Below are 25782 nucleotides of genomic sequence, written 5' to 3' on the forward strand. Positions count from 1 at the left end.
CCCTTGCGGTACCGTTGCCCACAGTGAACAACGTTGTCGACAACTGAATCGCTGATACTTTGAATGGTCGGCTGCCCGCAACGACGGCGGGCGACAGCGAGGGGCGGACACAGATGCAGACGGAAGTCTCGGGGCGCACGACCGCGCGACGGCCCCCCGACCGCAAGGCGCGGATCGTTGCCGCCGCAGCCGATCTCTTCCGCGAGCACGGATATCACAACGTCTCGGTCACCGATGTGGCTGCCGCGGTCGGCATCACCGCCCCCGCGCTCTACCGGCACTTCCGGGGCAAGCCGGACCTGCTGCTCCAGGTGGTGCAGCGCACGATCGCCGCGGTCTCGCAATCGGTGGAGGAGTCGGCCGACCTCGAGAGCTACCTCCGTTCTTCGGCGGCCCAGGCCCTGGAGCGCCGCGGCTCGGCGGTTCTGTGGCAGCGCGAGGCGCGCCATCTGCCCACGGAGAGCCGCGAGGAACTGCGGCACACCCTGGGCGACATCGCAGGCCGGCTCGGCGCGCTGGTGCACGCCGAACGTCCCGAGCTGGAGGACCCCGACCTTCAGCTGCTGTCCTGGGCCGTGCTGTCGGTCTACGGATCCGTCTCCTGGCACCGTACATCTCTGCCCAGGCGCCGCTTCGAGGACCTGCTCTACCGTCTCGCCCGCGCCACGGCGGACTGCCCCCTGGGCACCCGGCCTACGGCACCGGACAAGGCCGTGCCCCCCACCGGCGACTACGCCGGACTCGCCGTGTCCCGGCGCGAGGAGATCCTCGTCGAGGCGATCCGCCTCTTCGACGAACGGGGCTTTCAGTCGGTCAGCACCGACGACATCGGCGAGGCTGCCGGAGCGTCAGGTCCCAGCATCTACAAGCACTTCCCCACCAAGAGCGATCTGCTTGTCGCCGCCGTCCTCCGGGGCGGTGAGCAGCGCAGGGCCGGCACGGCACAGGCGCTTGCCCAGGCCGGCACCCCGAGCGAGAGCGTGGACCGCCTGCTGCGCTCGTACATCGAATTCGCCCTGGACCAGAGCCACTTGCTGGGCCTGCTGATCGGGGAGCTCAGCCAGCTCCCCGAGAAGGAGCGCAAGGCTGCCCGCCAGGCACAGCGCGAATACCTCGCACTCTGGGTGCACCTGCTCGGTGATGTCAGGCCCGGACTCGACACCGCCGAGGCCAAGATCGTCGTCATGGCGGTGCTGACCGTCATCGACAACGCCGCCCGTACGGCCCGCCTCGGCCGGCGCCCCGATGTCTCCGACCGGCTGGCCGAGATCGGTACGGCCATGCTGCTGGCCGGAAGCGTGGGCGCAGCCTCGTAGAGCGGCGTCCCGGGGGTGCCCGTGCGGTGGCAGGCCCAATTTCCGCCGCCTAGCCTTGGGGAAGTCAGGGGGACCTCCATGGGGGCGATGAGGAGCCTGAAATGGCTGACAATCCCACAGTGGTGCTCGTTCACGGCTTCTGGGGTGGTGCGGCCCATTGGGCCAAGGCCATCCTCGAACTGAGGGACCGGGGCTTCACCTCGCTGCTCGCCGTGGAGAACCCGCTCACTTCCCTGTCCGACGACGCCGAGCGGACCCGCAAGATGGTCCGGCAGGTCGACGGTCCCGTCCTTCTGGTGGGCCACTCCTACGGTGGTGCGGTCATCACCGAAGCCGGAGATCTGCCGAACGTGAGCGGACTCGTGTACATCGCCGCGTTCGCACCCGACGCCGGGGAGAGTCCCGGGCAGATGAGCCAGGAGATCCCTCCGGCGGCGATCGACAATCTCGCCCCCGACTCCGACGGCTATCTGTGGATCGCCCAGGACAAGTTCCACGAGAGCTTCTGCCAGGACCTGCCCGCGGACGAGGCGCTGGTCATGGCCGTCACCCAGAAGGCCCCGCTCGCCTCGACCTTCGGCGACAGCGTGACGGCACCCGCCTGGCGCAAGAAGCCCTCCTGGTACCAGCTGTCGAAGAACGACCGCATGATCAACCCGGACAACCAGCGCCGCATGGTCGAGCGCATGGCTCTGCGTGGCCACATCGAACTCGACGCCGGCCACGCGTCCCTGGCCTCGCAGCCCGGCCCGGTGGCGGACCTGATCGCCGAGGCGGCCGCGGCCGTACGGTGAGGGCCGCCCCGGCGAGGGGCGGCGACGAGCCCCCTCTCCCCGTTCGGGGCTCCTCAGAACACCAGTGACGACAGACTGCCGATCGCCGATCGCTCATCCAGAGTTGAGCCGCTGCCCGGAACGCCCGTGAGGGCCGTTCCGGGCAGCGGCGTTTTCCGCGCGTCGGCTGTGACCCGTCCTAGGTGAACGGCTGCCGCGTGGGACCGGACACACGATTCGCGCGCGCCCCGTCCCCCGGCCCCGTGGGCTCTGGACTCCGCACCCGCACGCCCCGCATGCTGCGACCCTCCGGCCCGCTCACCTGCGATGCAGCCGGATCCCGGATCGCTCGCCAACACGGACCCCACGCCTTCGGGCCGCGCCCCGGCGTCGCGTCACCGCGCGACGCGGGCCGCACGACAGCCCGGCGAGTTCTCTCACCGTCCACCACCTCGTACTGCCGAAGAGAGCGTGCGCGCATGAGCCCATCCCCCTCGATCCCACCGCCCGTCCCGCCCCCGGACGGTCTCGAGGTCCGGTCGTTGTCCGTGGTCTACGGGCGCTCGTTGACGGCACTGCACGACGTGTCGCTGAGCGTCCCCGCCGGTGGCATCGTCGCCCTGCTGGGAGCCAATGGGGCAGGAAAGTCCACCCTGCTGCGCGCCGTTTCCGGCACCCTGCCGCTGCATGCGGGGGGTGTCACCCGGGGCTCCGTCTCCTTCGCCGGAGCGCAGCTGACGGGCCGCGCACCGGCGGACATCGTCGCCGCGGGAGTGGTGCAGGTCCCCGAGGGGCGACGGGTCTTCACCGGTCTGTCCGTGGAGGACAACCTCAGGGCCGGACGCCTCGGAGTCCGGCGCCGTGACCGTGCCGACGCCCGCCGTGCAGCTGAGGAGGTCTACGCCCTCTTCCCCGTACTGGCCCAGCGCCGCAGGCAGGCCGCCGGACTCCTCTCGGGAGGGGAACAGCAGATGCTGGCCATGGGCAGGGCTCTCATGGCACGCCCCGGGCTGTTGCTGCTGGACGAGCCCTCCCTGGGTCTCGCGCCCCTGATCGTGGCCCGGATCGCCGAGGTCGTCCGGCACATCCACGAGCAGGGCACGGGCGTGCTGCTGGTCGAGCAGAACGCAGCCCTCGCCCTGGAACTCGCCGACCACGCTTATGTCCTGGACGTCGGCCGGGTTCGCCTGGAAGGCCCTTCCGACGAGCTGTCACGCTCCGACCAGGTCCGCCGCCTCTACCTGGGCGAGCAGCCGGCCGACGACGGCGGCGAAAGCGTCCGCACGACAGGCGAACCGGTGACCTCACTGAGCAGGTGGCCCCGGTGATCCGAAATCGTCTGCGCAGGACAGCGTCCATGGGCGTTGCGCCCCCGGACGCCGAGGTGCCTGCCCTGATCGTCGAGGACGTCACCGTACGTTTCGCCGGGCTGACGGCCCTGGACAGCGTCGGGTTCACCGTGGAACCCGGGAGCATCCATGCACTCATCGGCCCCAACGGCGCAGGGAAGTCGTCCTGCTTCAACGTCCTGTCCGGCGTCTACCGCGCCGCCTCCGGCCGGGTGCTCTTCGGCGACACCGAGCTGACCGCCCTGGCCCCGCACCGGATCGCCGCACTCGGTGTGGCCAGGACCTTCCAGAACATCGTCCTCACCAAGGGCACGGTCGCGGACAACCTGATGCTGGGCCGGCACACCTTGACCCGTGCAGGCCTCGCCGCGTCCGCGCTCCGGCTTCCCGGCAGTGTGCGGGAGCAGCGGGAGCACCACGAAAGAGTGCGGGAGATAGCGGAGTTCACCGGCCTCGGCACCCAGGTCGACTCACCTGTCGGGCTGTTGCCGTACGGCGACCGCAAACGCGTCGAACTGGCCCGCGCCTTGTGCATGGAGCCCAGGCTGCTGCTCCTGGACGAACCGGTGGCGGGAATGAACACGGCCGAGCGTCTGGCCATGGCTCGCACCATCTCCCGGATCAGGGATGCCCTCGGTATCTCCGTCCTGATCGTCGAGCACGACATGGGGATGGTCATGCGGATGGCGGACGAGGTGACTGTCCTGGACTTCGGCCGGCGGATCGGCGGCGGGAGTCCGCAGGCCGTGCAGCACGACCCGGCGGTCGTCCAGGCGTACCTGGGCGGCGCCCACTCCCCCGTCGACAGAGCGCCGGACGGTGGCGACGGCACATCGCACCTGGAGGAAGCCCGATGAACACTCTGCTCCAGACCTTGTTCAACGGTGTGGCACTGGGTTCGATCTACGCCTTGGTCGCACTCGGCTTCTGCCTGGTGTTCAAGGCGTCCGGCGCGGTGAACTTCGCCCACGGTTCGCTGCTGCTCCTCGGCGGCTATCTCGTCGCCGTACTGCACGAGCCGCTCGGCTTCTCCGGTGCCGTCGCTGTGGCCGCCGCCGGCCCGGCCGCCGCGGCGGCTCTCGAGTCCCTGGTCCTGCGCCGGGTGGCGAAGGCCGACGGACCGGCCGTGCCGACCATTGTCACCATCGGGATCGACATCCTGCTGCTCACCGAACTCGCCCGCCGCATAGGCGGCGACGTCCTCGGCACCGGCGACCCCTGGGGCGCCGATGTGGTCACGCTGGGCGGCATCACGTTCGCCCAGGCTCGGATGTACTCCCTGCTGGTCGCTGTGCTGCTGGTCGGTGGCTTCCTGGCCGCCTTCCGCTGGACACGCTGGGGCCTGTCCATGCGCGCTCACGCCCTCGACGCCGAAGCTGCCGCGCTGATGGGTGTGCGCGGCAACCGGCTGCGGATGAGTGCCTGGGCGCTGGCAGGTGTGCTGGCCGCGGTGGCCGCCGTCTTCCTGGCGGCGTTCCCCGGTACGGGCATCGACCGGACCACGGGCCAGATCGCGCTCGCCGCATTCCCGGCCGCGGTTCTCGGCGGCCTCGGTTCGGTCGGCGGAGCCCTGCTCGGCAGCGTGGTCGTCGGCATGGCGGAGGCACTGGCGACCGGCTACCAGGAGCAGTTGAGCGGGCTCGGTTCCGATCTCGCCACGGTCGTGCCGTACGCAGTGATGGTGCTGGTCCTGATCGCCAGGCCCCAGGGCCTGCTCGGAGCGAAGGAGTCCACCCGTGTCTGACACCTCGTCCGGGACCCGTTCAGCAGCATCCGGTCTCCTGACCGTCCTGCGCGGCAACCCCCGGCGGATCGCCGCCCTCGGCGGCTGTCTGCTGCTGCTCGCCCCTCCCCTGTACCTGTCCTCCTTCTGGTTGCAGACCGGACTGTTCGCGATGGTCGCGGTGATTGCCGCCATCGGCCTGAACATCCTGGTGGGAACGGCCGGGCAGCTCTCGCTCGGTCATGCGTTCTTCCTTGCGGTCGGGGCCTATGGCTACACCTGGCTCGCCGACGGCTCGCACCGTTCCGGTATGACGGAGGTGTCCGGCGTCGGGCTTCCCCCGCTGCTCGCCTTTGTCGTGGCGATCCTGCTGGCCGGAGCGGCGGGCGCTGCCTTCAGCCCCCTCTCGGGCCGTCTGCGCGGCATGTATCTGGGTGTGGCGACGCTGGCGCTTGTCTTCTTCGGGCACCACGCGATGCTCAACGCCGAGTCCTACACCGGCGGGTTCAACGGCCGGTCGGTGCCCGCGATGGAGATCCTGGGGCTCAGCCTGGGCGACGCGGACGACGGACTGGCCGTGCTCGGCGTGCCGTTCGGCGGCCTGGAGCGGCTGTGGTACTTCGGGCTGGTTCTCGTCGCGGTGGCCGCTCTGACCGCGCGAAACATGCTGCGCGGACGTCCGGGGCGCGCCCTCGGCGCGCTGCGCGACAGCGAGGTAGCCGCCGCGGTGATGGGCGTGCCCGCGGGCCGCTACCGCGCTGCGGCCTTCACCGTCTCGTCCATGTACGCAGGTGCGGCCGGCGCTCTTCTGGCGCTGGCTTCACAGCGGATCGTGCCCGACTACTTCAGCTTGCTGCTGTCCATGGACATGCTCGCCATGATCGTGATCGGCGGCCTCGGCTCCGTGGCGGGCGCGGCTCTCGGCGCGGTCTTCGTCAGCGTCCTCCCACAGCTGCTCGCCCACTACGCCGACGCGCTGCCTCTGGTCGTGGTCGCCGGTTCGAACGAGCCCGGTCTCGGCTCGGGGGACGCCGCGCGCTACCTGTACGGCGCCGCACTGGTCCTGACCCTGGTCTTCGCACCGGGCGGACTCGTCGGACTCACCGGCCGGCGCCTCTCACCGCCCTGGCGCCGTCGGCCCCCCGGAAACGCCGGCTCCCTCAAATCCGCACTCCCTTCCGCCTCTTCCACGGCTTCCACGACTTCCGTCGACTCCATCGCCGACGGGAACACCCTCAAGGAGCACACACAGTGAACCGTAAGCACCACCTCAGAGCCGCTGCCGCTGTCGCCGCCCTGGCCATCGTGATGACCGGATGCAGCACCAAGGGCGACACGTCCGACGGGTCCGCCGACAGCTCCGGAATCAAGACCGGTCCCGGCATCACGAAGAGCACGATCAAGGTCGGCGTCCTCACCGACATCAGCGGTCCCGCCGCCCCGCTGGGCAAGAGCGCCCTGCAGGCCGAACAGCTCCACCTCAAGCAGGTGAACGAGGCGGGCGGCGTCTGCGGGCGCACCATCGAACTGACGGTGCGCGACCACGGACTCGACGTGCAGAAAGCCGTCTCGGCCTACGCCGAGATCGAACCCCAGATCGCCGCGCTCGGTCAGATCAGCGGATCCGCGCAGACCGCCGCGCTGCTCGACAGCATCGAGAAGGACAAGCTGCAGTCGATCCAGATCGGCGCCTCCGGCACCGTGCTGGGCAAGCCCCACATCCGACTGATCGCGAGCACGTACGACATCGACATGGTCAACGGGGTCGCCTTCCTGGCGAAGGCCGCGAAGCTCAAGAAGGGGGACAAGGTCGGCCACGTCTACATCGAGGGCGAGTACGGCGGCAACGCGGCCGAGGGCGCCGAGTTCGCCGCGGAGAAGGCCGGACTCCAACTGGTGCCGCAGACCGTTAAGTCCACCGACAAGGACCTGACCGCGCAGGTGACGGCTCTGCGGGCGGCCAAGGTCAAGGCGATCGTCTTCAGCGGGGTCCCGGCCCAGACCGCTTCGCTTGTCGGTGTCGCCGCGGCGACCGGACTGAAGGTGCCGGTCCTCGCCAGCGCCCCCGCCTACGTTCCCCAGTTGCTTGCCACTCCGGCGAAGCCGGCCCTGGAGAAGATGCTGTACATCGCCAGTCCCTGGCCGGCCCTGAGCGTCGACGACCCGTCGGTGAAGAAGCTGGTCGCCGACTACACCTCGGCGTACCCGAAGGACCCGGTGAACCAGGCGGCCCAGGCCGGCAACGGGGCCGCCTCCCTGCTGGTGGGCACCCTCAAGGCAGCCTGCGCGGCGAAGGACCTCAGCCGAGAGGGCATCAGCTCCGCCCTGCGCAGCCTCACCGCGTTCTCCGAGGGCTTCCACGAGCCGCAGGACTTCTCGGACCCGGCCAAGGCGTCCAGCACGAAGACGTACATCGCACAGCCCGCCGCGGGCGTGCCGGGCGGTCTGAAGCAGGTCCATGGCGGCACCGAGGACCCGGCCGTCGCCGAATACCTGGCCGCCTCCGGCGGCTGACCCGTCAGCTCCCGGCCCTCGTGAGGATCCTCCGGAATCCCCTGCGGGCCGCTCCGTGCCGGGCCTGCACGGCGGGCCCGGCACGGCCCCACCACACCAACCGCCCCTGGAGGCCCACCTTGACGCCCCAGCACCGACCACCGCGCAACCCACCTCAGCCGCCACGGGAGGAGCCGGCACCGGACGCGGCACGGGCGACGGCCGCCCAGGGCGCCGCGCGGCACCGGATCCGGCGCCGCTACGCCGGCCGGATCATCACCGGCTATCTCCTGCTGGCCGTGCTCGTCTCAGCGGGTCCTTCGGCCTTGAACGAGCGGGTTGCCGGACATCTCTCCGTCGCGTCACTGCTCGTCCTGCTGCACCTGGCGCTCGTCCTCTGGGCGCTGCTCAGCCACCGCCGCTCCGCCGCGCGTCTTGACACGTCCGTGAAGCGTCTCCGGAATGACCTCGCGGACGACACCCACCGGGCGGCGTGGTGAACGCGGCGGCGTCCTACGCGACGCCGGACTCCTTCTACGTCGTCTTCATGGTCTTTCTGAGCCTGTGCGGATTCCTGTGGATCGTCACCGGGACCACCGAGGACGACGCGGCCATGCTGCCGACCTCCGACCGCCCCGGCAAGGCGTGGCGCAGTGGGCTCGCCATCAGCGGCGACAGCCTGTCTGCCGTCACCCTGATGGCACTCGTCGGCCTCATCACACTCACCGGCTTCGACGGCGTCATGATCTCCCTCGCCTGCGCGATGAGCCTCGTGCTGCTGATGTTGCTCGCCGAGCCGCTGCGCAGAGCAGGCGGGCACACAGTCGCGGACGCCTTGGCCCGGCGATTCCCCGAGCGCTCGGTCCGCGTGGCCCTCGGACTCCTGACGCTGATGATCTGCCTGCCCTACCTTGTCCTGCAGTTGACCGCGATCGGCGCCCTGACCACGTTCGTACTCGGCCTCACCAGCAGCGCGGCCCAAGCCGGATGCATCATCGCCACCGGCCTTCTGATGATCTTTCTCGCCGTCAGCGGCGGTCTCCGCGGCACCGCCCGCGTACAGGTGGTCAAGGTGGTGGCCCTGCTCCTGGTCCTGTCCGTCGTGGCCCTCCTTGTACTGCATCGTTTCGGCTGGAACCCCGACCGTCTGCTCGGCGCGGCGGCCGCGCGGAGCAGCCACGGCGACGCCTTCCTCGGCCCCGGCGTGCAGTACGGCTCAGGGGCGTACGCCATGGCGAACCGTTTCGGACAGTTCATCACTCTGGCTCTCGCGGTCGGTTGCCTGCCGCAGGTCACGATGCGGATCCTTTCCGCTCCCGGCGGCCGCGCGACACGTTCGGCCATGCACTGGGCCATCGCCCAGTTCCTACTGGTGTCCGCGCTGCTCGCGGTGATCGGGGTCGGGGCGGCCGCGGTTCTCGGCGGACCGGAGCTGCTCACGGCCGACTCCACAGGAAACAGTGCACTGCTTCTGGTGGCGGACGCTCTGCGCCCGGGCGGTGTGCTCATGCCGGCGGTGTTCTGCGCCGTGTTCCTCACCGCACTGGCCACCGTCGCCGATGTCTCCATCGCAGCGGCCATCTCGGTGGCCCGTGACCTGCTGCCACGCTCCGCGCCGCGGAGCAGTGCACCTGATCCGCGTCAGGAGCGCCTCGCGCGGTGGACGGCGACACTCATCGGCGCTCTCACCATCGCGCTCGCGGTCCTGTCCGCCAACTGGAATCTGCTGGTGCTGTCCACCCTCGCGATGACGCTGACCGCCTCGGCTCTCGCACCCGTCCTCGCTTACGGACTGCTGTGGCCGCGCTTCACGGGTCGCGGCGTGCTGTGGTGCGTCTACGGTTCGAGTCTCCTCACGATCGTGCTCGTCATCGTCTCTCCGTTGATCTCCGGCAGTCCCACCGCTGCCCTGCCCGACCACGACTTCCGCTGGACGGCCCTGGTCAACCCGGGGGTGCTGACCGTCCCCTTCGGCTTCCTGCTCGGCTGGCTCGGCAGCCTGCCGGGGGCGCGAGGAGAGACCGCCGACGGAACCGGCAGACCACGTATGCGAAGCGGTAACGGCCGCCGATTCATGGGGAGTTGAGCGCGATGCTTGTGTGCTCAGTTGTCTCCGCTGGATGCACGGCTCAGATCCACTACGCAGAAGATGTTGCCGTCCGGGTCGGCCAGGACGACGAAGTCGGGATCGGCCGGGTAGAGCTCCCAGTCGATCACGCCGGCGCCCAGATCGGTCAGCCGCCGGACCTCCGCTCGTTGCTCCTCCGCCGTGTCCGTGAAGAGGTCCAGGTGGAGACGGGGCCGCGGCTCGGACGGGGACGTGCTGCGTTGCAGCCCGAGGGCACGCCCGGAGCCGTCGGCGTGGTTGAGGGTCCTCCACGTCTCGCTCTTCGCCTCCTGAGATTCAACCAGGTTCAAAGCGGCTGACCAGAAGGCAACAGCGCGAGGAATGTCCGTGACACCGATGACAGGGATTCCGAGTCGCAGCATGAGAACGAGCCTAAGGGCTGTCCCGTAAATGATCTATGAGTCGCCCAGGGCAGGGTCGGTCGCTGTGCGGTCGCTGGTCTTATCCGGCAAGGGTGAGGTTGTGCTGGCGTGCGATGCCGAGCATGGCATGGTGGACGCCGTCGCCTTTGAGGCGGCAATCGCGGAGGATCTTCCAGGTCTTCATGCGGGCGAGGACGTGCTCGACGCGGGCGCGGACCTGCTTGTGGGACTTGTTGTGTTCCTGTTTCCAGTCGGGCAGCTCTTCGCCCTTGCGCCGGCGGTGGGGCATGACGAGTCCAGTGCCGGGATAGCCGCCGTCGGCGATCGTCATGGTCTTGCGAACGGCAGCTTTGGCGCCGGATTCCTCCCACGCCTTGCAGTCGTTGCGGTTTCCAACGAGAGGCCGACCCACGACGACCGCACGGCCGACCCGGCGGACTGAAACCGGCCCTCCTCCCCCGTACAACCATCCGCCGATCTCCGCTGTCTTGATCCCCGTGAAGAAGACGCTCATCGCCTCCGCCGCCGCACTCGGCGCGCTCGCCGCCGTCACGGGCCCGGCCGCGGCCCCCGCCGCGGCCGCCTCCGACGCCCTGTGGCTCTGGTCCGACCCGTACGAGATCACCCTCGCGGGCCCGTCCGAGGACGGCTCCCCCGCACCGTCGCAGTCGCTGACCGTGCAGATCAGCCACGACAACACGGCGACCACCGTCCCGGCCGGCACGCTCACCGTCGACGCCTCCGGAGTCGCCTCGTTCGCCGAGGTCACCTGGCCCGCGAACTGCCGCCCGGAGAACGAGACCACCGCCGTCTGCACCACCCCCGAACTCCCCGGCGGCGCCAACGCCCCCGCCGCGCGGATCGGCCTGACCACCAAGCCGGGCGCCACCGACGGCAACGACGGCTACGTCCGCTACACCGCCCAGGCCGGCGGCATGAACGCCTACCCGGGCGAGACCTACGTCGCCGTCAACGACGGCCCCGCGCTCGGCCTCACCCAGGCCGAGTACCGCACCGGCATGGCACCCGACCAGCCCTTCGACTCCTCCGTCGTCCTCGGCAACCAGGGCAACCGCACCGCCGACCGCACCCTGCTCACCGTCTTCACCTCCCGCGGCATCCGCCTCGGCATGTCCGTCCCCTCCAACTGCGAGTCCACGAACGCCGTCACCGGCCGTACGTTCCTCTGCGTCCTGGACGAGCGGACGACCCCGGGCTCGTACCACTCCCTCCCGCTGAAGTTCCGCACCAAGGACATGGCCCTCTTCGACCGCGTCGACTATTCGGCGCAGCCCTACTCCGAGCAGGCGCTCGCCGAGGCCCGCACCGGCCGCGCCTTCACCCCGGGCGCCGGCCCGGAGCTGAACCTCACCCCGGCCGCCGCCCCCTCCGACGAGCTCCAGCCGTACCGCAGCTTCACGGTGAAGACCGTCAACCAGGCCGACTACCGGCTGACCGCCTCCACCGTCTCCGGCGCGGCCGGCGACACCGTCCCCGCCACCGTCACCGTCCACAACGCGGGCCCCGCCTGGGTCGCCTCCCTCGGCGCGGGCGAACCCGCCGCGACCGTCGACATCGACATCCCCGCCGGCACCTCGGTCGCCTCCGCCCCCGACGCCTGCTGGTCCCAGTCCGAGACCCGCTACCGCTGCAGCACCCCCATCTACCTCACCGAATCCGGCAAGGCCGCCACCCACACCTTCCCCTTCACCCTCCACATCGACGAGGTCATCCCGAACGCCACCGCCCGCGCCGCCCTCTACAACGACGCCTACGAACCCGCCGTCCGCACCTTCGACCCCGACCTGACGAACAACACGGCCACCCTCACCGTCAATCCCTCGACGAGCTGACGCACGCCCCCTCCGGCTGCCCGGCCCGACCCCTGCGCCTGCCCTGCACGAGCCGGGCAGCCGGCCCCCGCACCGCCCCGGTAACCCCACCCGCACCACCCGTGGGCGACTGGCCCGCCCAGAGGGCGGAACGGGCGGGCACGGGCGGACCAAAGCGCCGAGCGCCCGACGCCGCCCACCCCCGCCCCCGACCTCTCCTACCTCCTCGACCACACCAGCCACGTCCTCCGCACCCGCATGGCCGCCGCCCTCGCCGAGATCGGCGACATGGACAAGACCACGATGGTCGTCACCGTCGACGCGCTCGAAAAGGCCGGCCTGGCCGAGCGCCGCCCCGCCCGGCCGCCCGCCGCGCCCGCCAGTGACCGCCCCGCCCCTCTCCGTCGAGGGTGCGTACGAGGGCTCGCAACTCACGCGCGCTCTTCTTGGGCAGTGCGCGGCTCGCCCGGCGTTCTGGCCTAACTGCTCACTTCAAGGGCGGCAGCGGGTGCGCGTGCGCTGAAGAGCCTCTGGCCGTCCGCTCCAGGGTGCGACACTGGGAGAGTGGACGACGAGCGGCAGATGGACCGACGCTTGGAACGGACCATTCTGGAGCTGTTGGAGCGGCGTGACCCGAAAGCCACGATCTGCCCCTCCGACGCCGCACGGGCGGTGTACGAAGGGGAGGGCGACGGATGGCGCGCGCTGATGGAGTCGGCACGTCGCGCGGCCCACCGGTTGGTCGAGGCCGGTGAGGTGGAGATCACCCAGGGTGGTAGCCCCGTCGAGCCCTCGAAGGTCCGCGGCCCGATCCGCATCCGTCGCGTCCGCTGAGGTCCGTCCCGCTCGTGTGGCACCCGGCCGGACGGGTGCCATGATGCGCCCCTGACCTCCGGCTCAGGGAAGCGGACGGATCGCGTACGCGCCGAAACTCACGGATACGCGCGGAGAATCAAGAACGAGGCGTCCTGGACCAGGGGGAAGATCTCGGTTGACCGCGTGTCCTGATGTCGTCCGTCCGAGCCGCAGGACAGCATCGACCGGATGAACCCTCCTGCGGACCCGGAGCGGACTCCGGACGGCAGATATGTGGTCGTCGACCACCGCCGCTGGCGTGCGACGGATCCTGAGATCCCCGAGGACGTCGCCTCCCGCCTACGGCATCATCTGATGGCGGCGCGCCGCGGGGTGGCTGCCGCACGCCCCGCCGCTGACGCGAAGGCTGAGGGCCGGGCGCGGAAACGCGTGAACACCGCGAAGGTGGCGCTCGGTGAGCGGGGTGATCCCTGGTGGGAGCAGTCTGCCGAGGTTCGCCGTCTGCGCTGGGAGAGGGGGCTCCACGAGCTCGACCAGGCTGAGCGGGAGGCGGGCGGGCGCGCACCGTGAGGCGGGTTGTCTCCTTGGGCGTGGTACGAAGATCCGGCTCGTGGTGCACGGAGCGATCAGGTCCCTGGACCCCTGCCGGCATGGGCGAGAACCTCGCCACCGAGGGCCGGCAGGCCGTCCGCACCCCGATGCAGTGGACGCCTGACAAGAGTGGCGGTTTCACCGCGGGGGAGGGAGTGGAGCTGCCCAATCCCGTCGTGACGGGTGCGTTCGGCCCGACGAAGGTCAACGCGCACGACCAGGCACACGACCCGGCTTCGCCGCTGGGTCGGATGCGGACGCTGATCGAACGCTACCGGGAGACCCCCGAGCTGGCCTGGGGCGACTACCGGGTCATCGACGCGGACGATCCGGGCGTGCTGGTCCACCTCAGTTCGCTGGAGGGCGGCGCGGTGCTCGTGCTGCACAATTTCTCCGAGCGGTCCGTCACCACCTCCGTCGAGGTCCCGGGACTGAGGGGCGGTCGGCTGCTCACCGATGTCTTCACCGGTGACACCCTCAAGTCGGCGGCCGCCGGCCTCGTCGATGTCGTGCTGGACCCGTACGGTTACCGGTGGCTGAGGGCCAACACCCCCCTTGACGACCCGGATCGGGCGACGGCGGTGTGATCCGGCGCGCGCGAGGTGTCCGGCCGCACGGAGTGGGCCGGGCACCTCGCGCGATGGTCGTCCCGCCGGCTAGGGCGCGTCCACCAGAGTGCGGCCGTCGGCGGGAACGAGCGAGGCGAGGCCGCCGGCGTAGGCAGACTCGACACGGGATCGTTCAGTCGCGTTCGGAACCGCGTTCGTGCAACTGGTGCCCGCGGCCGACCCTGACATCAGCTGGGAGCACGGGCCGGGCTTGGTGTCGGGCAGGCCCAGGCTGTGCCCCATCTCGTGGGTGGCGATGCGGGTCTTGTCATAGCCCTCGGACACCGCCTGACTTCCGAGTTCGACACGCACCTGGCCACCCGGGCGCACCGGTCCAAGTGTCGCCTGCGGCCAGCCACTGGTGGCGACGATCTGGATCTCGGCCCGGGTACCGGGTGCGGCTTCGACGAGCCTGACGTTGCTGACGTTCCGGTTCCACGAGGCGACTCCGGCGGCGATCGCCGCTTCCCAGCCGCCTGCGCGGCTGTCGTCGTAGTGGAGTGTCACTACGGCAGCCACGCTTGTTGCTGCGGTCAACTCCGGTGCGGGCGCGGGTGCGGCGTGGGCTGATGTTGCTGTGGCCAGGGCGACCGCGAAGGCGGCGCCGACCGCCTTCAGCCATGAGGAGTGCGGCATTGCTGTCCCTTCACTCGTGGGGGACTCGGCTCGCTCCGAACCGAGAGCGGGGAGGGGCCGCGACCGGCGGAGTGGCCGGTCGCAGGTTCTCCAGGGGCCTCAGAACTATGCCCATCGCTCCGCGCTTATCATGCCCCTGTCATCAAGGGAGGGCCGGAAAGGAACGGTGCGGACCACGTCCGCGGCCCGGAGCGGGCCGCCTGCGCCGTGTGAGACGGCGCTCATGACCACACATGAAAGCGGCCCAGTCGGACACACGCCCGATGAACTGACGATGCGGCGTTGCCCTGCGCGGACAATCCTTCAGTGGAGGTACGGATGCGTCGTTCCGCAGGCCGGAATGCGCCGTTCCCTTAACCCCGCTTCCCTACCTCGAGCTGCGGCTCACCTCCGCTCGCGCGGAGAGGGACTTTCGGCCACGCCTTGTCGATGAACTTCGGCTCACCCCGGCTCGCGCGGAGAGCACGGCACCCACTTCGTCAGCCGGTGCGCGGCCGTCGGTCCACCTCCGCTCGCGCCGAGTTTGCCGCCGTTCATGAGGTTCTGGGTGGCGCCCATCCAGGTGTCGTAGTAGCCCGGGGCCGGCCAGTCGGGGTAGAAGGCGAGCCCGTTGCCGTCCTGGTAGGTGTTGAATGCGGTTATGAGCTCGCGGGACTTGGGGTTCTCGATCGAGTCCGGCTTCGCGGCGAGGGGGATGTTGCCTTCCTCGCCGAGGATCTTCTGGGTCTTGTCCGACATGGTGATGTCGATGAAGTCCTCGGCGAGCTCCTTGTTCTTCGCCGTGGCCGGGATGACCCAGTGGTTGCCGCCCGAGCCGAGGGTTTTTCACTGCCGGGGTAGGGGGCGGTGGACCAGGTGAAGTTGGTGATGTCGGTGGTCAGGCCGCCGAACCACCAGTTGCCGCCGACCATGATCGGCCGCTTCTGGGAGACGAACTGCTCCGTCGTGTCGCTGCCCTTGAGGCCGACGTCCTTCTTCTCGAAGTAGCCCATGTCGAGCCAGTCCTAGGTCGGTGGGCTTGGTGACGTTGTGCTTCTTGACGAGGTCGTCGTTGTAGTACGCAAGGACGAATTCGCCGTAGTTGGGGACGCCGTACCACTTATCGCCGCCCATTTCGCCGTTGGCGTCGTAGCGGGCGGTGACGGATGCGCTCTCGCTGATCTTCTTGTCCCAGCCGCGTTCCTGTGCGGTGGCGGTCAGGTCGGTGAGCAGGCCCTGCCCAGAAGGCTGCGCGGTCACCGCCGGCCGCCGCCGATGCGGCGGTCGTCGGCCAGTGCGGTCAGCGGGCCGAACTCGCAGGCAAGCTCGTTCCACGTCAGAACCTCGCCACAGCGGGCCGGGAACTCCTTCGGATTGAACTCGGGCATGGTCCAGGTGCCAGTGCCCCGGTCCCGCAGCCACAGGTCCCCGTCACCGTCGACCACAGTCGGCGGGACCGGTACGGGCTCGGCCTGATCGGTGGGCTCCCAGGTGACCCGGCCCGGGTGGGAAACGCGGCGCAGCTCGGTGGTGGCCAGCCGCGCGGCCAAGTCACGGGTGGACTCCTCGGCGTCCTTGACCGACGCGAGTCGGAATGCGTCGTCAAGTACGGGCAGGGCTGGATTCTTGCTGCGCTTTGAACTCATACGCCGACTACCTCCGGTGAGGGGCGTCACATCCGTTGTGGCACCCCGTAGAGGAGCACGGTATCCGAGGCGGGAGCCGGGCCGGCTACGACCATTGTCCAGGTGGAGGCGCTGGCACACCGCGCGGTGGGGCCAGGTGGTGAGCTGGTCCTGGACGTGGCGCAACGCGTGGTGGCAGCGCTCAGATATGGCGGTCCGGGTCTGAGAAGGTGAGGCCGCCGGGGGCGAGCAGACGTCGGGCCGCGGCGGGTGCGGGCGGTTCCCCACTCGGCGCGCACGGCCCTGAATGCCACACTGGCCCCCTGCTGGTCGGCGAGGAAGCCAGTGTGGCGCGGGGCACTGACATCGCATTGTGCGATTCCCTGCCGGGATTCACGGAACAGAAGTTGAGCCAGAGCCCGGGGGTTGAAGTCATTGCGGACCTTGCCACGGCGTCATCGGGGTGCTCCTGGTGAAAAGGGCTTCCTGGACGGCCGGGTTCACGGGCGACGGCCTGTCCGGTCGGCGGACTGCTGGGCGCTGTCGGTCACGTTCGCCCGCCCACGGTTGCCGCCTACCAGCGTCCCCATGATCCCCGCTCCAGTCAGCACGGCCGTGACGTGAAGCGCCAGGGCGACCGTGGCGTTCTCCGGGTAGCTGACGTCGCTCGGGTGCGCCAGCGCCACGTACACCGTGGCTGGCAGCCTCCAGCCGCTCCACGCGAACATCGAGCCCGATCCCAGCCACGCCAGCGCAAGCAGGAGCGGATACGGCAGCCGGGTCGACCGGCGCCGGACGAGAGCCAGTACGGCGGCGGCCGCGACGAGAGCCCAGCACGCGCTGACCCCAACCAGTACATGCCAGCCGGCCGGTCGCTCATCGCTGTGCGCGATGCCCAGTGAGCCACCGGCCGCCCAGTAGAGCCAGAACAGGCCGGTCACGGCGCCGCTCACGGCGGGCCACAGAGGTCCTGAGGAGCTGCCCATGCTGGGTGGCTCCGGCCGGCTCAGCGTGTGGGGCCAGCGCCGCCACCAATAGGCGGGAAGCGCGATGGCCAGCGCGATCCCGGTACCCACGAAGCTGCACTGGAGCAGCGCCGCTTCCCAGCCCGGCATCGCCGCGTCACTGCCCGAGCTACCTGAGCCTTTCGAACTCCCCGCAGCAGAATTCACCAGCGCGCTGACGACCACGAACGGCAGGATCGATACCAGGAACCCCGACCCGACCCAGGCGAAGAATCCCACGAGCCAGCCAGGGATCCGCATCCCCCACGGCCGCACCAGCGCCAGCCCCAGCGTGATCCCGGCCGCAGCCATACCGATCGTGACGGTGTTGAGCGCCAGCCACCCGCCCAGGCTGAACCCCCGCCCGACCGGCAGCAGCCCCAGTAACGAACCGACCACCCACGACACCTTGATCACCAAATACGGCATGAGAGCCGCCGCCGCCCCGTACGCTGCCGCACGCCCAATCCGGTCCCAGCGCTCCACCACGTCTCCCTCCGATGGGAATCCCCATGCTCCGGGGCCCGGGCACCCCTCCGCATCAGCCCTCGGGCTCATCCCGCTCCGCCGCTGGTCTGACTCACCCCTCCACCCTGCGGAGCACCCCATATGCGCACCACGGCATCGCGGCCCGAGCCAAGGGCAGGCACCGAAGCATCTTGAAGTCATCGCAGTTGACGTCAGCAGCCGGGCATCGGAAGGACAGCCTTGATGGCTCACTCAACCCTCTGCAGGCGGGGCCGTGGCCTCCGTCGCAGGTATCCTGACCTGGGTTTTCACGGAACTCCGGTCAGAGCTGACCGATTTCGTGAACGATCGCGGGCTAAAACGTCCCGCGTTCTCGCGAACAGAGCCAGGCGTGGCCGTCAGGCGGCGCGAGGCGCTGCCCGAACTGGGCATGAGGGGGACTGCGTTCCAGCCGCGTATTCGTGAGGCCCGCCGGTGTCCCGGCGCGCGCGCAGAGTTTTCAGGCCGCAGATGGCGTACTGGCCGGCTTGACGCCTCGGTGGGATTCGGCGTTGATGCGCTGGGCTTCTTCCAGCTGGTCTTCGAGGATGACGATGCGGCAGGCGGCTTCGACGGGAGTGCCTTGGTCGACGAGTTCGCGGGCACGGGCGGCGATGCGCAGTTGGTAGCGGGAGTAGCGGCGGTGGCCGCCCGCGGAGCGCAGCGGGGTGATGAGGCGGGCTTCACCGATGGCGCGGAGGAAGCTCTGGGTGGTGTTGAGCATGTCGGCGGCCCGGCCCATGGTGTAGGCGGGGTAGTCATCGTCATCGAGACGGCCGAAGGAGTCGTCTGCTGTCATCTGTACCTTCCTGTGGAACACGCGTGGAGGGGCCCTGGTGCTCTTGGCACCAGGGCCCCGAAGGAACTGCTACACCATCTGCCGGCCCTGGTACTGCGCCGGCCTTCTTGATCCGCACGAACTCACGGGGGATGTAAGCGTGTGCGGGGATCGCGGTTGCTTGACCGGAGACCACCTCACTATCGATGTCCTGCGGTACCCAGGCTCAGACTTCTGCCCGGGCGATCCTGATGGCGCGGGGCTCCTCCGTTCTTCCCTCTGGGGATCAACTGCGAACTGCTGGTACTGCTCATTCGGTAGTGCTGGTGATGCGAACTGCTCGTGGCTTGATCAAGCGCCACGTTCCGGCAGCCAGCCCCGTCGCCCGTCCTGCATCTGCTCTGGCTTAGAACCCCACTGCCGAACTTCCCGGTACGCGCGCCCGCAGCCGACGCCTTCACCGAGGTGCTGCTCATACTTCGCTGCTGGTCCTGCCACCGCGTGAACTGCGCTACTTCTTACGGCAGCCCCTGATCACTGCGGGCCGCCCGGTCCGGTCGTCAGCCCCGTCGCCGTCCTGCAACCGCTCTGGCTTCGAAACTCCACCACCGCACCGCGCTACTGGTGGCCTGCGAAAGCGCCACTCTCCGGCAGCCAGCCCCGTCGCCCGTCGTACATCTGCTCTGGCTTGGAACCCCACTGCCGAACTTCCCGATACGCGCGCCGCAGCCTGACGCCTTTTACCGAGGAACCACTGGTACTGCGGACTGCACTTGCGTACTGCGATACCGCTCGCGGTGGCCCCTGATCACTGCGGGCCACCCGGTCCGGGGTCAGTCCCGTCGCCTTCCTGCAACAAACCCGGCTTCGGAACTCCACCACCGCACCGACCTGCACTTACGTGTACTGCTTCCCGGCAGTTCATCTCTGCCGGGCCTGCTCGATCTCTTGGCTACGGACAAGACACTAACCCCAGCACGACCAAGATGTCTACCTCCGCCATGACAGGTTTTCTGTGAGGACTGACAGTGATGTCCTGCGGTGCACAGCACCTGGAAACTGCACTGGGGCATATCCGCCGGGAGGTGTGAAGGGCTACCGGAGCGGGCAGGTGGGGTGTCACGTCACAAGCGGTACAACCGATCACAGGTGGGGTGTACGCGTATGAACAGCACGACGATCAGCATCACCTCGGCGCCCCCCGTACCGACCGTGGTCCAGGGCGACAGTGCGGCCGGTATCGGCCGGGCCCGCCAGGCCGCCCGCGCCTTCACCGCCCGCCTCAACCCGGCACCCGACCAAGACATGACGCACACGCTCGTCCTGGTGGTCTCCGAGCTCGTCACCAACGCCCTGCGCCACGGCGGCGGCACCTTCAGCCTCCGCCTGAACACCCACCCCGACGCCATCGAAGTCGCCGTCGACGACACCAGCCCACGGCTGCCGCGCATGCGCACCCCCGACCTGAACGGCCCCGGCGGCGGCTTCCGTTGATGGGCGCGGCCAGGCGCAGGGGCTTGTCGCTGGTGGCGCTGTGCCAGATCGGGTTCAGGGAACCGTGTTTCTGGAGGTTGGGGAGGGTGGTCATGCCGACGGCGAGTTCGCGGCGGGTGATGCCGCGCAGGGCGCGGATGCCCGCGAGGGTGTCGACAGTCCGCTTGTCCAGCGTGGTCTTCTTCTTGTCGGCCAGGACGATCAGCAAGGGCGGGAACTTCATCTCTGCCCCGGCCCGGGGGTAACGGGTCCACCAGTCCGGCAGCCCGGCGGGGCCCGCGCCGGCTGCGCGTGCGGTGCGCGGCCCGGGTGTAGTGGCGGTAGCGGTCGTAGGCGGCGACCTTGTTGATGAGCTTGCCCAGCGACATGGTGGCGCGGTCCAGTTCGACGAAGGCGTGCGGCAGGTTCTGGACCCGCAGGTGCAGCACGGCGTCCGGGATGAGCAGGCCGCCGGATCCCAGGGGGTGGGCGACTTCGACCTCCCAGTCGCCGACTTCGCCCACGGCTGTGCCGTAGTCGGTGTCCGGTTCCAGGTCGCGGGAGAACGCGATGGCCGTGTCGGTGACGGCCAGGGCTGTGCGAAGGCCGGGGAAGCGGCGACGCATTCTCCGGTGACCGCCGTGGTGCGGTGCTCGGCAAGTGTCCCCACTCCCCCACTGGATCAAGGGAGCGGCGTGCCTCCGGTGGCGTTCATGATCTCCGCGGTGATGAAGCTCGCGTGCTCCGAGGCCAGGAACACATAGGCGGGGGCCATCTCCGCGGGCTGGGCCGGCCGGCCCATCGGCGCCTGCTTGCCGAACTCCTGGGTGTCCGGCAACGTGGCCGGGATCAGCGGCGTCCACACCGGTCCCGGAGCAACGGCGTTGACGCGGATACCCCTGTCGACCAGCATCTGCGCCAGCCCCTGGGTGAACGTGACGATGGCGCCCTTGGTCATCGCGTAGTCGAGCAGGTGCGGGCTTGGCTTGTAGGCCTGCACCGACGTCGTATTGATGATGGAACCGCCCCGAGGAATGTGCGGCACGGCCATCTTGCACAGCCAGAACATGCCGTACAGGTTCGTGCGCACGACCCGGTCGAACTGCTCCGTGGAGATGTCCTCGATGCCCTGGGGCTGGGACATCTGGTAGGCCGCGTTGTTGACCAGAACATCGATCCGGCCGAACTCTGTCACGGCCCGCTCGACAAGGCGACGACACTGCTCCTCATCGCGAATGTCGCATGGAACCGCCAGGCCTCGACGGCCCGACTTCTCGACCAGGCGGGTGGTCTCTCGTGCGTCCTCCGCCTCCGAGGGCAGGTGGGTGAACAGGACGTCCGCCCCCTCACGGGCGTAAGCCAGAGCGACGGCCCGGCCGATACCGGAGTCGCCGCCGGTCACGACCGCCGCTCGGTCCCTCAGCAGCCCGGTCCCTCGGTAGGACTCCTCACCGTGGTCGGGCGGAGGGTCCATCGGGCCGCTCCAGCCCGGCGGCTCCTGATCCTGCTGAGGGAACTCCGGCTGCGGATGCTTGGTCGTGGGGTCCTGCGGGCTGTCACTCATGGGTACGCTTCCTTCCTGCGGCTCACCCTTTCCAGCTTGCTCCGCACTCCTCGGTGGCGCGAACGCCTGACGGCCCCACGCCGGGAGCTACGTGCGTGAATGCGGATCACCACAGCACCGGGTATCCCGTGGACCGCAGTCCCACGCATAAAGGGCGATGGCAAGCACGATGCATCTTTGGGCGAGCGAATCCGCCCGTGGAGGGGCACACGACTACCGACCGGCCTGGGAGGGGGCTTGCGGCGGGATCGCAACCGGTCCGGCGGCATGTGTCAGCCCTGGATCGCTATCCGACCTCTGCGGTGACCACCATGGGGGTGTCCGCGTCGGCCTGTGCGAGAAGGTCGCCGCCTGCAGCCCACAGCGCGGAGCGGCCGCAGCCGGTCCACGCACCCGCAGGGCCGACATGGTTGGCCACGACGACGTGCAGACCGAAGTCCTTGGCAATGCCCGGATACACCGCCGCGAGCTCCTTCACTCCGCCGCCCGTGCCGTACAGCGAGCTTGCCAGGTGCACCTGACACCCCTCGGCGGCACCACGGGAGACCAGGTCGGAGAAGTGGTTGTCGAAACACGTGGCAAGGGCGAAACGCAGCCCTCCGAACTCGAATCGGCCGTCGTGCTGTCCTGCTACGAATACCTCCTGCTCGTGCTCGAACAGGTGCTGCTTGCGATACCTGGTGATCAGTTCGCCGTCGGGCCCGAAGACCAGCGTCTCGATGGCGGGTTGCTCCCCGTCGGTGGCTGCAGCGCAGTTGACGACGGTGGCGACTCCGCTCGCCCGGACCGCGTCCAGGCGCGGGTCGTCCGCCCGCACCCAGAGATCAGGGCGGGCACGCAGGGCTTCGAGCTCGTACCCCGTCAGCGCCAGCTCGGGGAACACCACCAGCTCGGCACCCAGTGCACGCGCCTCGCCGGCGAGGGAGGCGATCAGCCGCACATTGGCCGAAATGTCAGCAGGGGCACAGGTGAACTGAGCTGTCGCGATCTTCATGGAACTGAGCATGCCAGCCCACGTATCGACGATCGCCGGGGTTCCGCCGGACGCGACCGCAAGGCGACCTCGTGGGCATTCCGCCGGACCGGGTTCCGTCGCGGCGATGAGCTTCGAGGCATTGGCAAATCTATATCTTTAGGGAGAAACAGACTCATGGGGAGTAGACAATGGGCCTCATCCACATCGAGATGTTCGCGACCCTCGACCTCGTCGGGCAAGCGCCCGGCGGTCCCGACGAGGACCCGGTGGGGTTCCCGTTCGGTGGCTGGCAGGCGCCTTTGCTGGACGAGGTCGCCGGGGCGCAGGTAGGTGCCGCGTACGAGGGAACGGACGCCCTCTTGCTCGGCCGGCGGACGTACGACATCTTCGCCGGCTACTGGCCTCACCAGGAGGGCGGCAAGGACAACGAGATCGCCACGCTCTTCAACAGCGTCCCGAAGTACGTGGCGTCTCGCGGCAGGCCCGACCTCTCGTGGGCCGGATCCACGCAGCTCGGCCCGGACCTCGCCGGCTCGGTGCACGAGATCCGTGACCGGCACGAGCACGTGAAGGTCGTCGGCAGCCTGAACCTGGTGCAGACCCTCCTGCGCGAGAAGCTCTTCGACCGTCTCGACCTCTGGCTGCATCCGATCGTGCTGGGGGTCGGTAAGAAGGTGTTCGACGACGGCGCGGTGCCCACCAACGTCACGCTCCTCGCACCCCCTGCAGCCAGCCCGAAGGGCACCGTGTACCTCCGCTACGGACTCGCCGACGGCACTCCCGCAACGGGGGACATGACCGCACCCGATCGCGGTGCCGGCAACGACGCTTGAGAAGCTGCGCCCGGCCGGGGCAACGGCCGGGCGGGTCGGGTCGGCTCGGCTCGGGTCGGGTCGGGTCGGGAGGCGAGGTGGCAGGATGACACGGTGTTCGACTCTCTGCGTGAACTATGGCTGCGCGGCGTCGCCTTCAATCCGGCGGCTCCCTCCGACGTACTGGTACGCCTGCTGGATCGAGCGGCCGGTGAGACCGGCCCGCTGATGTGCGGGGGTCGTGACCTGCCCGACGCCGTCGTCGACGCTGCCCTGCGCCACCCCGCCGAAGTCATCCGCCGCGCGTTCGCCCGCAACCAGTACGTCGACCCGGCGCGACTCGCCCCCTTGGCGACGGATCCGTCGGGGCTGGTCCGGGCATCCCTCGCCGGCGGTCCCCGCCACTACCTCCGATTCGTCCGACCTCTGCCGGACGACATCCTCGTGACCCTCTTGACCGCGCAGGACGGCGGCGAGGACGGCAAGGTCACCGAGAACGAGATCGTCGCGGAGCTCGAATCGTCCCGGCAGATCCCGCTGTCCTTCTTCCGCCGCATGGCCTGCCACGAGCAGCCCGAACTCCGGATACGGGCCACCTGGAGGTGGCAGTCGCTCCAACCGGCCCAGCGGGCGGGGCTGCTCGACGATCCGGACCCCGCGGTCCGTGAAGCTGCGCAGGACAGGAACTGGGTGCTGGACCCGGAACGGGTGGAGGCCGCACTGCCGTCCTTCGGTTCACGCAAGAGATTCAAGCTCGACACGTGCGCCCTGTCCCCCGCGCTCGTCGAGCAGTGCTTCGCGGACGGCACGGTGCACCCCCTGGCCCGGAACCAGCACACCCCGGCCTACGCCGTCGCCCGGCTCGCCCGCCACCCCGAGGCCGAGGTCCGCGTGTTGGCCGCCACCCGGCCCGACCTGGGGCCGGACCTGGCCGCCGAGTTGAGGACGGACCCGGACGACGACGTGCGGATGCACGCACGCCTCCACCCCTTCTCCCGCACCTGGACCGAGTACGAGACGATCCACAGGATCATCGACCACGGCCCCGACTGCACCTGCCCGATCACGGAGCCGTTCACCGGGTCGAATCTTGAGCCGGCCGTCGGGCCGTCGCCCGACTGGTTCGCCGCCTGTGCGGTGTCCGAGGAACCCATACTCCGCCGGGTTGCGGCGAGTTGGCCGGGCCTGTCGGCGGAACTCGTCAAAACGCTCGCGCAGGACGACGACGAGGAGGTGAGGATCCAGCTGGCCTGCCACCACCCGCTGGCTCCACCGCACCTCCTCCTGGACGTCTTCGTCACCCACCCGGCCCACCGCCCGCACCTGCTCACCCTGCCCGCCTTCCCCCGCACCGGCCGGGCTCACCTCATCGGCCACGCGGATCCCGAGGTACGGGCCCTGGCCGCAGCCGACCCCGCCTTGCCCGATCCCCCGGTGGAGGACCTCCACGACGGGGTGCGCCGGGCAGCGGCCGCCAACCCGAGCCTGGCACCGGACGCCCTGGAGGCCCTCCTCGCCGACCCCCGGACCGCCGAGGGCGCTGCGGCCAACCCGGCCCTCCCCGTTCAGCGCATGCACGCGCTCCTCGACCGCTGCCTGAACGGCACCACCACCCCGTCGGGGGCCGTCGAGCGCTGACAGACGACGCCCACGGCCAGTGGGGTCGTGAACATCGATCTGTGCCCAGGCTTAGCCCTACCCGAACCAGCAGTAGACAGCCTGCCCCTGGCGCCGGGCGCTCCCGACGAGAGCGGCCAGATCGCTCAGGATCACTTCGGCGATCTCCGTGTCGATGACCTCGCCGTCCGCCGCCCGCTGCGACGACCACGCGACAGCGGCATCCTTCAATGCGGACTGCTCGGCCTCGGCGAGTGCGGCGGACAGGCAAGGTGAGAACGCGAAGACGACGCACCCGTCGTCGTCCTGGCCGGCGACGAGACGCGGCTCACCAGCTTCGACGAGTTCCTCGAAGCTGCCGCCCGCGAACAGGCACTCCCACTCGACCACAGCTTCCTCGGGATCGAAGTTGCCGAAGGAGAGCGACTCGAATGTGCGTCGCGGCCCGGTCTGCAGAGCCAGAGCCGCTGACGCGTCATCCGGGGCCGCGAAGAACTCGATGATGGTGCTCACTCCGGCATCATGCCGGACCGCCGACGACCGTGATCGGCCGGACCGCGGTCCTGGATGTCCAACTCAGTGTGCTGCGGGGCGATTCGGACGCCCCGGCGCCGCGGCACATACGCTGACGCTGTTCCCGCCCCGTGCAGGCGCGTTCCGAACAGCGCCCCGGGGCCGAGTCCGATCTGGCCGACCGCCTGGTCCAGGCAGGCCGCACCGGTGACGGGCGACGGGGGACGCGGCTCCGTTGTCGAGCGGCGGTCCGCGAAGCGACCGTGCTGGTCACCGCCCTCCACGAGCGGCGGTGACCAGCACTTTC

The 25782-nt window shown here is 69.6% G+C and carries 26 protein-coding genes and 3 pseudogenes; 17 read left to right on the forward strand and 12 right to left on the reverse strand.

All coding sequences use genetic code 11. The features are described 5' to 3' along the window. The first annotated feature begins 113 nt into the window (after positions 1-113). The 9 genes from OG257_RS03890 to OG257_RS03930 all read left to right on the forward strand — a co-directional run bounded on the left by OG257_RS03890 (position 114) and on the right by OG257_RS03930 (position 9740). Positions 114-1316, forward strand: coding sequence for a TetR/AcrR family transcriptional regulator (locus OG257_RS03890; RefSeq protein WP_329204740.1), 1203 nt, complete (start codon positions 114-116; stop codon positions 1314-1316). Between the two features lie 101 nt (positions 1317-1417). After that, positions 1418-2110, forward strand: a complete 693-nt coding sequence (locus tag OG257_RS03895) for an alpha/beta hydrolase (RefSeq protein ID WP_329204742.1) — start codon at positions 1418-1420, stop codon at positions 2108-2110. Positions 2111-2568: 458 nt separating this feature from the next. Next, the gene (locus OG257_RS03900; protein ID WP_329204744.1) at positions 2569-3417 is read left to right on the forward strand and encodes an ABC transporter ATP-binding protein; all 849 of its coding nucleotides are present in this window, start codon (positions 2569-2571) and stop codon (positions 3415-3417) included. A 29-nt stretch (positions 3418-3446) separates the two neighbouring features. Then, positions 3447-4295: an ABC transporter ATP-binding protein gene (locus OG257_RS03905; protein ID WP_329204746.1), complete on the forward strand. Its 849-nt coding sequence runs from the start codon at positions 3447-3449 to the stop codon at positions 4293-4295. Beyond that, positions 4292-5182, forward strand: coding sequence for a branched-chain amino acid ABC transporter permease (locus tag OG257_RS03910; RefSeq protein ID WP_329204748.1), 891 nt, complete (start codon positions 4292-4294; stop codon positions 5180-5182). The genes OG257_RS03905 and OG257_RS03910 overlap by 4 nt, the downstream gene beginning before the upstream one ends. 37 nt (positions 5183-5219) lie before the next feature. Beyond that, positions 5220-6416: a branched-chain amino acid ABC transporter permease gene (locus tag OG257_RS03915; RefSeq protein WP_443054547.1), complete on the forward strand. Its 1197-nt coding sequence runs from the start codon at positions 5220-5222 to the stop codon at positions 6414-6416. Next, a complete protein-coding gene (locus tag OG257_RS03920) occupies positions 6413-7675 on the forward strand; it encodes an ABC transporter substrate-binding protein (RefSeq protein ID WP_329204750.1) in 1263 nt (420 codons plus the stop codon). Before OG257_RS03915 ends, OG257_RS03920 begins: the two co-directional genes overlap by 4 nt. Before the next feature lie 119 nt (positions 7676-7794). After that, entirely contained in the window at positions 7795-8154 is a 360-nt protein-coding gene (locus OG257_RS03925) for a hypothetical protein (protein WP_329204751.1), read from the forward strand. Beyond that, the gene (locus OG257_RS03930; RefSeq protein WP_329204753.1) at positions 8148-9740 is read left to right on the forward strand and encodes a sodium:solute symporter family transporter; all 1593 of its coding nucleotides are present in this window, start codon (positions 8148-8150) and stop codon (positions 9738-9740) included. Before OG257_RS03925 ends, OG257_RS03930 begins: the two co-directional genes overlap by 7 nt. Positions 9741-9757: 17 nt before the next feature. Here the strand turns inward: OG257_RS03930 and OG257_RS03935 are convergent, their stop codons facing one another. Continuing rightward, positions 9758-10144 carry a VOC family protein gene (locus tag OG257_RS03935; RefSeq protein WP_329204754.1) on the reverse strand — a complete coding sequence of 129 codons (387 nt, stop codon included), beginning with the start codon at positions 10142-10144 and terminating at the stop codon, positions 9758-9760. Between the two features lie 79 nt (positions 10145-10223). Beyond that, a pseudogene (locus OG257_RS03940) lies at positions 10224-10565 on the reverse strand (transposase family protein); the annotation flags it as partial. 76 nt (positions 10566-10641) lie between these two features. On the opposite strand from OG257_RS03940, the gene OG257_RS03945 reads away from it, so the two are divergent. The 5 genes and pseudogenes from OG257_RS03945 (at position 10642) to OG257_RS03965 (ending at position 13970) form a co-directional block, all read left to right on the forward strand. Continuing rightward, positions 10642-11997: a hypothetical protein gene (locus OG257_RS03945; protein WP_329204755.1), complete on the forward strand. Its 1356-nt coding sequence runs from the start codon at positions 10642-10644 to the stop codon at positions 11995-11997. A 168-nt stretch (positions 11998-12165) separates the two neighbouring features. Then, a pseudogene (locus OG257_RS03950) lies at positions 12166-12336 on the forward strand (MarR family transcriptional regulator); the annotation flags it as partial. 222 nt (positions 12337-12558) lie between these two features. Beyond that, positions 12559-12810, forward strand: coding sequence for a DUF3253 domain-containing protein (locus OG257_RS03955; RefSeq protein ID WP_329214888.1), 252 nt, complete (start codon positions 12559-12561; stop codon positions 12808-12810). 210 nt (positions 12811-13020) lie between these two features. Continuing rightward, positions 13021-13362, forward strand: coding sequence for a hypothetical protein (locus tag OG257_RS03960; protein WP_329204757.1), 342 nt, complete (start codon positions 13021-13023; stop codon positions 13360-13362). Between the two features lie 80 nt (positions 13363-13442). Next, complete coding sequence (locus OG257_RS03965) at positions 13443-13970, forward strand: alpha-glucosidase C-terminal domain-containing protein (RefSeq protein ID WP_329204758.1); 528 nt, start codon at positions 13443-13445, stop codon at positions 13968-13970. Positions 13971-14039: 69 nt separating this feature from the next. On the opposite strand, the gene OG257_RS03970 is transcribed toward OG257_RS03965, so the two are convergent. The 6 genes from OG257_RS03970 to OG257_RS03995 all read right to left on the reverse strand — a co-directional run bounded on the left by OG257_RS03970 (position 14040) and on the right by OG257_RS03995 (position 18541). Next, positions 14040-14627 carry a snapalysin family zinc-dependent metalloprotease gene (locus OG257_RS03970; protein WP_329204759.1) on the reverse strand — a complete coding sequence of 196 codons (588 nt, stop codon included), beginning with the start codon at positions 14625-14627 and terminating at the stop codon, positions 14040-14042. 441 nt (positions 14628-15068) lie between these two features. Next, entirely contained in the window at positions 15069-15365 is a 297-nt protein-coding gene (locus OG257_RS03975) for a hypothetical protein (RefSeq protein ID WP_329204761.1), read from the reverse strand. Positions 15366-15452: 87 nt separating this feature from the next. After that, entirely contained in the window at positions 15453-15866 is a 414-nt protein-coding gene (locus tag OG257_RS03980; protein ID WP_329204762.1) for a hypothetical protein, read from the reverse strand. Then, complete coding sequence (locus OG257_RS03985) at positions 15863-16252, reverse strand: hypothetical protein (RefSeq protein ID WP_267803625.1); 390 nt, start codon at positions 16250-16252, stop codon at positions 15863-15865. The genes OG257_RS03980 and OG257_RS03985 overlap by 4 nt, the downstream gene beginning before the upstream one ends. 479 nt (positions 16253-16731) lie before the next feature. Beyond that, positions 16732-17634 carry a hypothetical protein gene (locus OG257_RS03990; protein WP_329204765.1) on the reverse strand — a complete coding sequence of 301 codons (903 nt, stop codon included), beginning with the start codon at positions 17632-17634 and terminating at the stop codon, positions 16732-16734. Positions 17635-18202: 568 nt separating this feature from the next. After that, positions 18203-18541: a helix-turn-helix domain-containing protein gene (locus OG257_RS03995; RefSeq protein ID WP_329204767.1), complete on the reverse strand. Its 339-nt coding sequence runs from the start codon at positions 18539-18541 to the stop codon at positions 18203-18205. Positions 18542-19684: 1143 nt separating this feature from the next. Between OG257_RS03995 and OG257_RS04000 the strand changes: the two genes are divergently transcribed. Continuing rightward, the gene (locus OG257_RS04000; RefSeq protein ID WP_329204768.1) at positions 19685-20014 is read left to right on the forward strand and encodes an ATP-binding protein; all 330 of its coding nucleotides are present in this window, start codon (positions 19685-19687) and stop codon (positions 20012-20014) included. 308 nt (positions 20015-20322) lie between these two features. Here OG257_RS04000 and OG257_RS37205 read toward each other — a convergent pair. From OG257_RS37205 to OG257_RS04010, 3 genes and pseudogenes are all read right to left on the reverse strand, one after another. Further along, a pseudogene (locus tag OG257_RS37205) lies at positions 20323-20619 on the reverse strand (replication-relaxation family protein); the annotation flags it as partial. 56 nt (positions 20620-20675) lie between these two features. Beyond that, complete coding sequence (locus OG257_RS04005) at positions 20676-21557, reverse strand: SDR family oxidoreductase (RefSeq protein WP_329204769.1); 882 nt, start codon at positions 21555-21557, stop codon at positions 20676-20678. A gap of 286 nt (positions 21558-21843) precedes the next feature. Continuing rightward, on the reverse strand, positions 21844-22551 hold the full coding sequence (locus OG257_RS04010; protein ID WP_329204770.1) for a carbon-nitrogen hydrolase family protein: 708 nt from the start codon (positions 22549-22551) through the stop codon (positions 21844-21846). 170 nt (positions 22552-22721) lie between these two features. Between OG257_RS04010 and OG257_RS04015 the strand changes: the two genes are divergently transcribed. After that, positions 22722-23366, forward strand: a complete 645-nt coding sequence (locus OG257_RS04015; protein WP_329204772.1) for a dihydrofolate reductase family protein — start codon at positions 22722-22724, stop codon at positions 23364-23366. A gap of 93 nt (positions 23367-23459) precedes the next feature. Further along, positions 23460-24983, forward strand: a complete 1524-nt coding sequence (locus tag OG257_RS04020) for a hypothetical protein (RefSeq protein ID WP_329204774.1) — start codon at positions 23460-23462, stop codon at positions 24981-24983. A gap of 57 nt (positions 24984-25040) precedes the next feature. Here OG257_RS04020 and OG257_RS04025 read toward each other — a convergent pair whose 3' ends face one another. After that, positions 25041-25475, reverse strand: coding sequence for a hypothetical protein (locus OG257_RS04025; RefSeq protein ID WP_329204775.1), 435 nt, complete (start codon positions 25473-25475; stop codon positions 25041-25043). Positions 25476-25782: the final 307 nt, after the last annotated feature.

The organism is Streptomyces sp. NBC_00683, from assembly GCF_036226745.1.
Lineage (GTDB): Bacteria > Actinomycetota > Actinomycetes > Streptomycetales > Streptomycetaceae > Streptomyces.

Excerpts from the sequence above, each read along its gene's own strand:
- OG257_RS04000 (WP_329204768.1), top strand. The coding sequence starts at position 19,685 with ATGAACAGCACGACGATCAGCATCACCTCGGCGCCCCCCGTACCGACC.
- OG257_RS03900 (WP_329204744.1), top strand. The coding sequence starts at position 2,569 with ATGAGCCCATCCCCCTCGATCCCACCGCCCGTCCCGCCCCCGGACGGT.
- OG257_RS03955 (WP_329214888.1), top strand. The coding sequence starts at position 12,559 with ATGGACCGACGCTTGGAACGGACCATTCTGGAGCTGTTGGAGCGGCGT.
- OG257_RS03975 (WP_329204761.1), bottom strand. The coding sequence starts at position 15,365 with ATGTCGGACAAGACCCAGAAGATCCTCGGCGAGGAAGGCAACATCCCC.
- OG257_RS03995 (WP_329204767.1), bottom strand. The coding sequence starts at position 18,541 with ATGACAGCAGACGACTCCTTCGGCCGTCTCGATGACGATGACTACCCC.
- OG257_RS04010 (WP_329204770.1), bottom strand. The coding sequence starts at position 22,551 with ATGAAGATCGCGACAGCTCAGTTCACCTGTGCCCCTGCTGACATTTCG.
- OG257_RS03895 (WP_329204742.1), top strand. The coding sequence starts at position 1,418 with ATGGCTGACAATCCCACAGTGGTGCTCGTTCACGGCTTCTGGGGTGGT.
- OG257_RS03960 (WP_329204757.1), top strand. The coding sequence starts at position 13,021 with ATGAACCCTCCTGCGGACCCGGAGCGGACTCCGGACGGCAGATATGTG.
- OG257_RS03965 (WP_329204758.1), top strand. The coding sequence starts at position 13,443 with ATGGGCGAGAACCTCGCCACCGAGGGCCGGCAGGCCGTCCGCACCCCG.
- OG257_RS03970 (WP_329204759.1), bottom strand. The coding sequence starts at position 14,627 with ATGCCGCACTCCTCATGGCTGAAGGCGGTCGGCGCCGCCTTCGCGGTC.
- OG257_RS03910 (WP_329204748.1), top strand. The coding sequence starts at position 4,292 with ATGAACACTCTGCTCCAGACCTTGTTCAACGGTGTGGCACTGGGTTCG.
- OG257_RS03935 (WP_329204754.1), bottom strand. The coding sequence starts at position 10,144 with ATGCTGCGACTCGGAATCCCTGTCATCGGTGTCACGGACATTCCTCGC.
- OG257_RS04005 (WP_329204769.1), bottom strand. The coding sequence starts at position 21,557 with ATGAGTGACAGCCCGCAGGACCCCACGACCAAGCATCCGCAGCCGGAG.
- OG257_RS03985 (WP_267803625.1), bottom strand. The coding sequence starts at position 16,252 with ATGAGTTCAAAGCGCAGCAAGAATCCAGCCCTGCCCGTACTTGACGAC.
- OG257_RS03905 (WP_329204746.1), top strand. The coding sequence starts at position 3,447 with ATGGGCGTTGCGCCCCCGGACGCCGAGGTGCCTGCCCTGATCGTCGAG.
- OG257_RS04015 (WP_329204772.1), top strand. The coding sequence starts at position 22,722 with ATGGGCCTCATCCACATCGAGATGTTCGCGACCCTCGACCTCGTCGGG.
- OG257_RS03890 (WP_329204740.1), top strand. The coding sequence starts at position 114 with ATGCAGACGGAAGTCTCGGGGCGCACGACCGCGCGACGGCCCCCCGAC.